The following is a 12,297-nucleotide window of genomic DNA, read 5'->3' as shown; positions in this document are numbered from 1 at the left end:
AAAGGAGAAAAAATGAAAGATAAAAAAGAATCTAAAGGAATAGGATGGAACCTAGACAATAGTTATTTAAATCTTCCTAAGGTATTTTTTAGTAAGATAAATTTAAATCCTGTATCATCTCCTCAATTAATTATTTTAAATGACACATTAGCAAAAGAGTTGGGATTAGATAGTAATTATTTAAAAACTGAGGAATGCGTAAAAATACTATCTGGGAGTGAAACTATAAAGAAAGGTGCTTTTATTGCACAAGCCTATGCAGGGCATCAATTTGGGCATTTTACGATGCTCGGAGATGGAAGAGCTTTATTAATAGGAGAGCAAATAACACCATCAGGAAAAAGATATGATATACAACTTAAAGGATCAGGGAAAACTCCATATTCTCGCGGAGGGGATGGAAGAGCAGTGCTTGGACCTATGATTCGTGAATATATAATAAGTGAAGCTATGTATAATCTTAAAATTCCAACAACACGTAGCTTGGCAGTAGTAAAAACTGGAGAAACTGTAATTAGAGAAACTGTAAAAGAAGGTGCAATCCTAACTCGTGTGGCGTCTAGTCATATTAGATTTGGAACTTTTCAATATATATCACAGTGGGGAAATAAAGAACAACTTAAAGAATTAGCTGATTACTCAATAAAAAGACATTATCCATATATAGAAGATGATGAAAATAAGTACATTAACTTTTTAAAAGAAGTAATAAAAGCTCAAGCAAGTCTTGTTTCTAAATGGCAATGTATTGGATTTATACATGGAGTTATGAATACTGATAATATGACCATTAGTGGAGAAACTATTGATTATGGACCTTGTGCTTTTATGGATACTTATAATCCAGATACTGTATTTAGTTCAATAGATGTATATGGTCGATATGCATATAAAAATCAACCTAAAATGCTAGGATGGAATTTATGTAGATTTGCAGAAAGCTTATTGCCACTTCTAGATGAAGATCAAAATGAAGCTATAAATATAGCTCAAGAGGCGATTTCTGATTACGATGAGATATATTACAATAATTGGATATCTATAATGAGATCAAAGCTTGGTATATTTAATAAAGAAGAGCTAGATAAAGCTATAATTGAAGATTTACTTAGTATGATGGAAAAGTATAACGAAGACTATACTAATACTTTTGTTTCTTTAACTACTAAAAATAATATGGATAAAGGTATGTTTATTAGCGATGAATTTAAAAATTGGTATGATAGTTGGCAAGAAAGACTAAAAAGACAACCAAATTCAAGTGAAGAAGTTAATAAACTTATGAAGGAATCTAATCCTTATGTGATTCCAAGAAATCATAGAGTAGAAGAAGCAATAGAAGCTGCTGATAAAGGGGATTTAAGTGTTATGATGAAGCTTCTTAATGTACTTTCAAGACCATATGATTATTCAAATGATCAAGATGATTACACAACTCTTCCAAAACCTTCAAGTTGTCCTTATAAAACATATTGTGGAACATAAAATTAAATTATTAAAAAATATATTTGTAATATTATAAATAAAAGTTCTGTTAGATAATTATGAGATTTATAATAGTTAAAAATAGCTAGGCATTAATATTCAAATGTCTAGCTATTTTATTAAGTCTGTATGATTTTGCCTATACATATGTTACTCTTTTAAGAAACTAATATTAAAAATATTTATATATAATAATTTTATAATTTATGATATATTAAAATTAGACTATGTTAGTTTTTGTTATTAAGATATGTAATATACAACTAAGGTTCATAATTTTTATATATTATGAAATAGGATACCAATGTTGGTATCCTATTATTATTTTATAGACCACTATATACTGAAAAAGCAAGGGGAGTGGTCCTATGATGAAATATATCATATATGGTAAAATCCACTTTGAGTAAGACATAAAGAGGAGGAGATAATATGAACTCATTTATAAGTAGTGATAATACGTGGATGCTATGGACGTTCTTAGTAGTTTGGTCTGCGATAAGTATAGTACTTGAACAAAAATACAAATGGGCATCTAAGGTAACAGGTGCAATTATAGCATTATTAGGAGCAATTATATTTGCAAATCTAAAAATAATACCAACAGAAAGTAGTGTATATGATTCAGTTTGGACATATGTAGTACCAGTTGCAATACCACTTTTATTATTAAAAGCAGATATAAAAAAGGTTAAAAATGAAAGTGGAAAAATGTTAGGTGCATTTCATGTATCAGCACTAGGAACAGTAGCAGGTACGTTTATATCAGCATTTTTACTAAGTTCACTAATACCACATATAGCTGAGATAGCTGGAATGATGACAGGTTCATATATTGGAGGAGGAGCTAATTTTGTTGCCATGACAAATGCTTTTAAAACTCCAGAAAATATAACTAATGCAACAATAGTAGCTGATAATTTAGTTATGGCTGTATATTTCTTTGTAACTATGTCAATACCTTCAATATTATTTTTCAAAAACAAATGGGGTATGGCTACAGAAGGTGAAGAAAGTAGTGGAGGAAGTTCTACATATTGGACAAAAAAAGAGATATCATTAAAGGATATAGCTGTTTCTTTAGCAATTGCTTTTTCAGTAGCAAGTTTATCTAATTTATTATCTGAATATATCTCAGCAATAATACCTACTTCAAATATGATATTAAAAATAGCTAATTCTATTTTGGGAAATATGTATCTAATAATGACAACTTTAATGTTAATAGTGGCTACAGTGTTCTCTAAACAATTAGAAGAAATTAACGGAGCTGAGGAAATAGGTACATTTTTAATTTATTTATTCTTTGTAGTTCTTGGAGTACCTGCATCTATATCTGAAATAATAAAAAATGGTGCATTTATATTAATTTTCTGTATATTAGCAGTGTCTATACATTTAGTTGTAACTTTACTAGTTGGTAAAATGTTTAAGTTTAAATTAGACGAACTATTACTTGCATCGAATGCTTGTATAGGAGGTCCAACTACAGCTGTGGCTATGGCTATAGCTAAAGGATGGAATAGTTTAATAGTTCCTACAATGATAGCTGGTGTATGGGGATATGTTTTAGGAAATTATGCAGGAATAATTGTTGGACATATACTTCAAATTATTTTGTAGTAATAGTTATAAATAGTTAAAAAGGTTAGAACTATGGATGTATCCAAAGTCTAGCCTTTTTTATATGTTTAATATTAATAAATAAAGAGAAATTAAAGCAAAGAAATCTAGATTTATAAAGTTTTAAATAGTAAAAAGTCTTAAGTATTTAACTTAAGGCTTTTTACGTATAAGGAAACTATATTATTAATATGATTAGGAGAATAATGTTAAATTATGTTATAATATAATGAAATAAAGGGATTGGAGGGATTCTTTGGAAGATTTAAAAATATCAATACGATCAATAATAGTTTATGAACTTATAATGATAATTGGATCAATGATAATGAGTAGTTTTGATATCACAAGCGATAATAAATTAGCTCAATTAATAGGAAATTCTATAATTCAACTTATATCATCAGGATATATAGTTTATATTATAAAAAAATTCTATAAATTGGAGAATATAGGATTTTCAAAGATAAAAAAAGATAAGTTAGTATGGTTTATACCATATATTTTTATATTAATATCCATGTTATATAAATTTATAGAAGGGATTTATAAAAACATATCATACTTTAATAGTACTACTTTAATAAGTATAGTTCTTATATTCATAGGAACTGTAATAGCAGGATTTTCAGAGGAGATAATGTTTAGAGGAATGTTACTAAACACATTAAAGGGAAAAATACCTTTAATAAGTGCAATGATTATAAGTAGTTTAGGATTTTCAGTTATGCACATTACAACAATATTTGCTGGAAAAACATTAATTCAAGCTTTAGTTAATGTAATAGCTTCAAGTTTATTAGGGTTTGCTTTTGTACCACTGGCTATTATATTAAATAATATATTGCCTTTGGCAATTTTTCATACTTTATGGAATTTTATAATTATAGCATCTTCTACTATGGGAATAAATATATCAAAAGTATATTTGTTTTGTAATCCTATAAATATTATAATATCAATTATATTATGGACTATTATCATAAAAAAGCAGAAAAAGAATACATTTTCTAAAAATAAACTAGTATTTAGTGAAAAATTAATAAATAGTATATAAAAAAGACAGGTCCCGATTCCTGTCTTTTTTATGGAATATGAAAAATATTTATTAAATGAGTATGAGTAATATAATAAGGATGTATTTAAATTATGCCCAAATATATAGAAGTTATACATTTATTTAAAAGTTTTATAAAATTTATAGCAAGGACTATATCTTTACTATATAGACTAAAGTATAGATAATGTAAGTTGAGAAAAGGATTCTTTTTAAAAATGTTTGTATACAATTTGTAATAAAAGCATTAAATAGATAGTAAAAAGACAGGTTAAAAACCTGTCTTTTTTGTGGAGTATAAAAAATAAAAAAATAATGAGCATATTATGAGTAATATAATGAGGATTATATTTAAATTATTGACTAGATTTTGAAGATTATACATTTAAAATTAAATAATTATAAATTTTATATTAAAAAGTATATTATACTTTTTAGAAATTGAATATCTATAAATATAATAGGTATAAATTCATACTAAAATGCTATGAAAATACCTTAAATGTATGAATTGAATAAATGAACTAAATAAAGTGGAAGGGGATTAGCATGATAAATAATAATGTATTAGATATGATTGGAAACACTCCTATGATTAAATTAAATAATATAGGAAATTCTAATCTATATGTAAAGCTAGAAAAGTATAATCCAGCAGGGAGTATAAAAGATAGGGCAGTTTATTATATGGTAGAAAACCTTGAAAAAAATGGACTATTAAAAAAAGGTGATGTATTAGTAGAAGCAACTAGTGGAAATACAGGAATAGCCTTGTCTATGATAGGAAGTTTAAAAGGGTATAAAGTTATTATAGTAATGCCAGAAACTATGAGTGTAGAAAGAAGAACTCTTATGAAAGCATATGGAGCTGAGCTTATATTAACAGATGGGTCTTTAGGTATGAAAGGCTCTATAGAAAAGATGAATAAACTTTTAAGTGAAAATTCAAATTATATAAGTTTAAAACAATTTGACAATGAATATAACCCTTTAGCACATTATGAAACAACAGGTGTTGAGATATATAATCAAGTTAAGGATATAGATATATTTGTATGTGGTGTTGGAACAGGCGGAACTATAAGCGGAGTAGGTAAATATCTTAAAGAGCAAAATCCAAATATAAAAGTAGTTGCAGTTGAACCTGAAGGTTCACCAGTTATATCTAAAAATAAAAAAGGATCTCATAAGATACAAGGAATAGGGGCTGGATTTATACCTAAAAATTATAACGAAAATGTTGTAGATGAAGTTATGACTATAACTGATGAAGAAAGTTATGAAGGTGTTAGAATAATGGCACAAAAGGAAGGTATATTAGTTGGAATATCATCAGGAGCTAATATATATGCGGCATTAAAATTATGTGAAATGTATCCTGATAAAAAGATAGTTACAGTAGCACCAGATGGAATAGACAAATATATGTCTATGGGAATATTTTAATTATATAATTTATGCAATAAGGAAAGTAAATTTTAATAAAAAAGGGTCGATTTAAATGTTTTATAAAATTAAAAAAGATATAGAATATATAATGGAAAATGATCCGGCAGCTAGAACAAAGTTAGAAGTGTTTTTGTTATATCCATCGATACACGCTAGATTAGCACATATGATTTCACATTTTTTATATAAGAAAAATTTACTTTTTTTAGCAAGATTAATTTCTCAAATAGCAAGATTTTTAACAGGAATAGAGATACATCCAGGGGCAACTCTTGGAGCAGGAATATTAATTGACCATGGGATGGGTGTTGTTATAGGTGAAACTGCAGAACTTGGTGATAGAATAACAATATATCATGGAACTACTTTAGGTGGTACAGGCAAAGAAAAGGGAAAAAGACATCCAACTGTAGGCGATAATGTTGTAATTGGAGCAGGATCAAAGGTATTAGGTAATATAAAAATAGGTTCAAATTCTAAAATAGGTGCTAACTCTGTAGTTCTTGATGATGTTCCTGAAGGTGCTACTGTAGTTGGTATACCAGGTAAAGTTGTTAAGATAAATAAATAATATATATAGTTAATAAAAGTACTAAATATAAATAGAGAACAATCTATTTTATACTTAGTACTTTTATACTATTTAGCTACTTGTGCTAGTTAAGTATGATTATTGAAAATACTAGAGCCTAGTAAGCTATATTTTGCTAGTTAAAAAACTTTATATAGTAATTTTAATATGCTTAGTAAAACTTAGCACAACAGATTATTTACTTAATATATCAATGCATAAATTATTATAGTTAGATATAATAAAAATATAAAATATATAGACTTAAAGTTAGGAGGGATCATATTTATGCTAGATGTTAAAGCCCCTAATAGTTAAACATAAAACTAGGGGGCAAATTTATGAAAAGAAATTTAAAGTTAATGTATATAATATCATTTTTACAAGGATTAGTGTTTTATGCACCAATAAGCCTTTTATATAGAATAGAAAGAGGATTATCTGTAAGTCAGTTTTTTATTTTAGAGTTTATATTGTTATTTATAGTAGTCATTACTGAAATTCCATGGGGATACTTTGCAGATAAATATGGTTACAAGAGGACTTTAATTATATCTTATTTACTATTCTTCTTAGGAAGAGTTAGTTTATTATTTTGCAATGGTTTTGTAGGATTTTTATGTCAAACAATACTTACAGCTCTTGGAATATCTGGAGCTTCAGGATGTGATACAGCGTTTTTATATAATGTATGTAACAAAAATGAGAGTGAAAAAATATTTGGAAGGTACAATGCTTTTAATAGCTTAGCAGTTTTTATTTCAGCTATAACATCATATTTTTTCATATCTATATCAATGGAAGTTGCAGTATTTATGACGACTATTTCATATGGTATAAGTGTTATATTAATATGTTTTGCAAGTGATGTTAAGATCGAAAAATCAAATCATAAAAAATCATTAATAATAAAGGATAGTTTTAAAGATTTTAGTAATGTAAAGTGGATATTAGTATTTGTTATATCAATAGCTATAATATCTGAAATATCATATGGTATAAGTATAAACTTAGGTCAAATACACTTTGAAGAGATAGGATTTAATATTAAATATTTAGGTTATATTAGTGCATTTTCAGAGATTTTAGGAATACTATCTTGTAAAACTTATATACTTAGCGAAAAATTTGGTCAAAATAAAACATTAAAATTTATGTTAAATATAATGCTAATATGTGTAGCTATACTTATATTTACAAGAAATATATTTATAAGTATAATTGCTATATGTCTTTTAAGTGGATTAATATCTATTGTATCTACTATAGCTTTAGATATTAAGAATAAATCTATAATTAAAAATAGAGCTACTATTTTATCTATATATTCAATGCTCGGTAGTATTATATCAGCTTTTATAAATATAATTATAGGTTTTTATGCAGATATATATTTAAAATATGCATTTATAGCTTGCTTTTTTATAATATCTATAGGTATAGGAGGAATATATATATACTTTAGAAAAAGTATAAATTGTGGAAAAAATATACAGTAAAATTATACTATAATGATAGTATATATTATTTTAGAAATTTGTAAAATAATGGTATATTATTTACTAGATAAACTAAGTAGAGAAAGAAGGATTATAAAAATGGCAGATATAAAATATGATATAGTAGAAGAAATTGGAGCAGTATCAGAAAGTAGTACGGGGTGGACAAAAGAGTTAAATCTTATAAGCTGGAATAATAGAGAAGCTAAATATGATTTAAGAGATTGGGCACCAGATCATGCTAAAATGGGTAAGGGTATAACATTATCTATTAATGAGTTAAGAGAGCTTAAAAAATTATTAAATAATATGGATATATAAATAAATACAATAAGGGGTAGATTTATCAGATCATTATCCAATTATGATAAATTTTAGATATAAGTCTGAGCAATAAGATTGAAGTATGATAGTTTAATTTATTAAAATTTTAAGTATTAGGAAGTTAAAATTTTAATAATTAAGTTATGTAAACTAAAGTCAGAGAATATAATAATTTAATACTGTATTCTTTGACTTTTTAATTATTATTAAAAAAAAGTAAACTATAAAATATATATATTTATAAGAAGAAAGATTAATAAAAAACAAGAAAGAAAATCAAGTTTATTAATAGTATTTGTACTAATTTTAGAGTTTACTAAAAATCTTACGAACTTAGGAACCACATATTTAGATATAATAAAATATGAACTAAATATTAGAAATAACATAGCAAAAAATGTAGCTTTAGATAATGAAATAGAAAAGCCTAAGTATATTAATAAATTAAACATAATTAATATGTTGTTAAATATAAAAGAGCGTGAAGATCTTTCATATAAAATATGATCTACAAAATTTTTTTTGAAAAAATCTCGTTCACTATGATTAGTAATAATTTCTAACAAATCTTCTCTTTTGATAAAGTTAAATTCATTATGATATATACAGACCTCTACCAAATATATAATAAATTTTTCATCAGATATGATGTTTAGGTCAACTAATTTAGAATCCGGAGTATAAACATAAGTTTCAATTATTTTAAATAGATTCATATCTACAGTTTCCTTTATTTTAGAGGCTATAATCTTATTTATATTATCATTTTCATTTACTTTAATTTTTATATAATAAGTATCATCATATAAAAGGATTTTTTCATCTTGGTTTTGAATAATAATACCTATATATTTCTCATTCATAAAATCCCACCTTCTGATTATAATGGATTAGCCTAAACAATTCATATAATATAAGATTATAGTTTGAAATATTTGAAAAATTTACTATATACTCATAAAAATATAAAAAATATTAATTATATATATAAACAAAGTTAATTTTTTATAATTAGCTTTATCTATATTAATATAAACCGTATAGATTTTTTATAATACTTTAGTATTTTAAAAATATAATAGCTAAAAATAACCGTGATATATATGGTACAATAAAAGGATAAATAATATAACGAGGTAATAACTATGGACATAAAGGAAATATTTAAAGACAACGGAATATTAAAAAAGAAAAATAAAAACTATAAAAAAAGAGTATCTCAAATAAAAGCAGCAATATTACTTGAAAAAGCTATAAAAGATAAAAATCACTTTATATTAGAAGGGCCTTGTGGATTTGGTAAATCTATATCTTACTTAATACCTAGTATAAAGAATTTAATAGAAACTGGTTATGATGGAAGAATAGTTTTAGTTACTTCAAATATATCACTTCAAGAACAGTTATATAACAAAGATTTGCCCTTTGTATTAGATGTTTTTGATGAATTATATCCAAATAAGAAAGTTTCAAATAATATAAAACCAGCAGTATTAAAAGGAATTGGTAACTTTTTATGTATGGATAAGCTAGAAGATGAAGACTTTTTTGCAAAACAAACATTAACTAATAAAAATGAAATGGATAGATTATGGAGTTATTATCAAAAAACAGAAGATGGAGATTTAACTAAAAGTGACTTTTTATTAAGTAATGAAATGAGAAAACTAACTACAGTAGATAGTGTAGAGTGTAAGTCAAATTTTTGTCCATACAAAGATAAATGCTTTTATACTTTACACAGAAAAAAAGCACAACAAGCAAAAGTTGTAGTTACAAATTATCATATGTTATTTAGTTGTATGAATGCTAATAGTGCAGTATTTAATGATGCATCACTTATAGTTTTTGATGAAGCTCATGAAGCAGAAGATATACTTAGGGAGTTTAATGCAAGTCAAGTAAGTATAGGTACTGTAGAGTATATAGAAAAAAAGATAAAAGAAATAGAAAATAAACTAGGTCGTAAAAATGAAATACTAGGACTTGAAAATACAGAAAAATTATCAAACTATGCTAAGGAGTTTTTCAAAGGTATAGAAGAAAGATATGAAAAAACTATATACCTAAGAGCTAAAATAATAGACAGTCAAAAAGATTTACCAGATAATGAAAATCTAGTGTTTATGTTAAATGACACTATTAGAAGGTTGAAAAAAGTAAAACTTAATGTAGAACAAGTTTTAGATATAGAAGGACAAAACCAAAATAATGAGGATGCACCAAAAGACGATGGTGGAAATGATGATTTTAAATCAGCTTTAGTAGTAACAAAAACTCTTATAACTACTATAGAAAATATGGTAGAAATGATATATAGAGTAGATGATATATTACAGGATAAAAACATAGTAATGTGGGTTGAAATAGAAAAAGGTGTGGTAGTACTCGGTAAAAAAAGTATAGATGTATCACAAACTTTTAAAAGATACTTTTTAGAAAAAGAAGAAGATGGAGTTGAGAAAACTTGTATATTAACTTCAGCTACTATAAGTGTTGATGGTAATTTTGAATACTTAAAAAACAACTTAGGATTTAATTTAATAGACAAAGATAAAGTAGTAGAGTTTATGGGTAAATCACCCTTTGACTTAACAAATCAAGAACTATGGTATCTTCCAAAGGATGCAGTGCCAGGAAATGATGAAAACTTTGAAGCCACTATGACTAATCAAATAGAAAAAATAATAAAGGCTACAGATGGAGGAGTGCTTTGTTTATTTACTTCTAATAGAAATTTAAGTTTATGTAAAAGAGAATTACTTAAAAAAAATATAGGTCATAAAATTTATGCACAAGGTGATATGGGAAGAAATAAGCTTACAGAATTATTTAAAGAAGATTATCATAGTACTTTACTTGCTACTAAATCATTTTTTACAGGAATAGATATACCAGGGCAATCACTTAGATGTATAGTTATAGATAAATTGCCTTTTACATCACCAGGAGATCCAGTTAATCAAAAACTAAAAATGAGACCAAACTATTTTGCTAGGTTCATGCTTCCACAAATGATAATAACATTAAAACAGGCAGTGGGTAGGGGAGTAAGAAGTGTTGATGATAAGTGTGTAATATGTATTTTAGATGAAAGATTATCAACTGCTACTTATAAGAATAAAGTACTTAGTAGCTTTAAGTACAAAAAAACTGCAACAAGAAGCTTAGATAGAGTTAAAAGCTTTATAGATAATAATAAATAATATATTTAATAAAATTTCAAATGCTTCGCCCACGCAGTGGCTCAAGCAACGGATATATGGTTGGGGAAATGAAATGTTTCGCATACACGTTGTTTAAGCGAAGTGAATTTTTATAGCTAAGGTTTAATATAAATAAAATTAGGGGGGAGGGAATAGTTATGATTAAATTAATTGCATCAGATTTGGATGGAACATTACTAGACAATAATGGAAATATTCCAAAAGAGTTTGGAAATATTATAGAAGTACTAAATTTAAAAAATATTAAATTTGCAATTGCAAGTGGTAGAAATTATAGAGAAGCAGTACATAGATTTGAGAAATATAAAAATGATATAATATTTATTTGTGATAATGGTTCAAGTGTTTATTATAGAGATGAATGTATTTATTGTAATACTTTAGATAAAGATACAATAGATAAGCTTATAAGTATAGGTAGAAATATTTCAAATTCTTATGTAACTTTATCTGGCGATAGAGGTTTTTATATAGAGGATGAAAGTATTGCAAATCAGATTAGAGATATATGTTTAAATAAAGATAGCGTAATTAATGTAGATAATTTAAATAATGTTAAAGACTTAATATTTAAGGTAAATATATATGATTTAGTTAATACAGAAACTAATAGTTATAAAGAGTTTGCTAAATTTAACTTACCAGGTATAATAGTAAGACCGTCTGGAGTTAATTGGTTAGATATATATAGTAGTAATGCTAACAAAGGAACTGCAATAGATATAATTCAAAAGAAATTTAATATTAGTAAAAAAGAAACTATGGTATTTGGTGATTACTTAAATGATTTAGAAATGATGGAAAATGCATACTATAGCTATGCTATGAAAAATGGTCATGAAAAAATTAAAGAAGTTTCAAATTTTGAAACAGATTTTACTAATAATGAAAATGGAGTAATTGAAACTATTAAAAAATATGTTTTAAAAAATGAATATGCAACAATAGATTAAATACAAATACACCTCAAGGCAAAATAGCTATTAAGAGGTGTATTTATATTATTTATTATACATAAAAAAACTCTTAGTATAAACTAAGAGTCTTTACTGGCGGGAATAA

General features: G+C 25.6%; 10 protein-coding genes. 9 read left to right on the top strand and 1 reads right to left on the bottom strand.

From position 1 onward, the window contains the following. Positions 1-12: 12 nt before the first annotated feature. The 7 genes from BN7997_RS10185 to BN7997_RS10155 all read left to right on the top strand — a co-directional run bounded on the left by BN7997_RS10185 (position 13) and on the right by BN7997_RS10155 (position 8,005). Positions 13-1,485 (top strand): protein adenylyltransferase SelO, encoded by a 1,473-nt coding sequence (locus tag BN7997_RS10185; protein WP_071120680.1) that lies wholly within the window; start codon positions 13-15, stop codon positions 1,483-1,485. Positions 1,486-1,917: 432 nt separating this feature from the next. Next, a complete protein-coding gene (locus tag BN7997_RS10180; RefSeq protein ID WP_071120679.1) occupies positions 1,918-3,108 on the top strand; it encodes a DUF819 family protein in 1,191 nt (396 codons plus the stop codon). 256 nt (positions 3,109-3,364) lie between these two features. Then, positions 3,365-4,165, top strand: a complete 801-nt coding sequence (locus tag BN7997_RS10175) for a CPBP family intramembrane glutamic endopeptidase (protein WP_071120678.1) — start codon at positions 3,365-3,367, stop codon at positions 4,163-4,165. Positions 4,166-4,714: 549 nt separating this feature from the next. After that, positions 4,715-5,611 carry a cysteine synthase A gene (cysK, locus tag BN7997_RS10170; protein ID WP_071120677.1) on the top strand — a complete coding sequence of 299 codons (897 nt, stop codon included), beginning with the start codon at positions 4,715-4,717 and terminating at the stop codon, positions 5,609-5,611. 55 nt (positions 5,612-5,666) lie between these two features. Next, positions 5,667-6,185 carry a serine O-acetyltransferase EpsC gene (epsC, locus tag BN7997_RS10165; protein ID WP_071120676.1) on the top strand — a complete coding sequence of 173 codons (519 nt, stop codon included), beginning with the start codon at positions 5,667-5,669 and terminating at the stop codon, positions 6,183-6,185. 341 nt (positions 6,186-6,526) lie between these two features. After that, positions 6,527-7,684, top strand: a complete 1,158-nt coding sequence (locus BN7997_RS10160; RefSeq protein ID WP_071120675.1) for an MFS transporter — start codon at positions 6,527-6,529, stop codon at positions 7,682-7,684. A gap of 99 nt (positions 7,685-7,783) precedes the next feature. After that, the gene (locus BN7997_RS10155; protein WP_071120674.1) at positions 7,784-8,005 is read left to right on the top strand and encodes a YdbC family protein; all 222 of its coding nucleotides are present in this window, start codon (positions 7,784-7,786) and stop codon (positions 8,003-8,005) included. Positions 8,006-8,229: 224 nt separating this feature from the next. On the opposite strand, the gene BN7997_RS10150 is transcribed toward BN7997_RS10155, so the two are convergent. Then, positions 8,230-8,871, bottom strand: coding sequence for a hypothetical protein (locus BN7997_RS10150; RefSeq protein ID WP_071120673.1), 642 nt, complete (start codon positions 8,869-8,871; stop codon positions 8,230-8,232). Between the two features lie 282 nt (positions 8,872-9,153). Here BN7997_RS10150 and BN7997_RS10145 point away from each other — a divergent pair, with 282 nt between their 5' ends. Next, on the top strand, positions 9,154-11,214 hold the full coding sequence (locus tag BN7997_RS10145; protein WP_071120672.1) for an ATP-dependent DNA helicase: 2,061 nt from the start codon (positions 9,154-9,156) through the stop codon (positions 11,212-11,214). A gap of 158 nt (positions 11,215-11,372) precedes the next feature. Then, positions 11,373-12,188, top strand: coding sequence for an HAD family hydrolase (locus BN7997_RS10140; RefSeq protein WP_071120671.1), 816 nt, complete (start codon positions 11,373-11,375; stop codon positions 12,186-12,188). Positions 12,189-12,297: the final 109 nt, after the last annotated feature.

It is taken from the genome of Romboutsia timonensis (assembly GCF_900106845.1).
In the GTDB taxonomy this organism is placed as follows: domain Bacteria; phylum Bacillota; class Clostridia; order Peptostreptococcales; family Peptostreptococcaceae; genus Romboutsia; species Romboutsia timonensis.
This window is presented reverse-complemented; position numbering and strand designations above follow the sequence as displayed.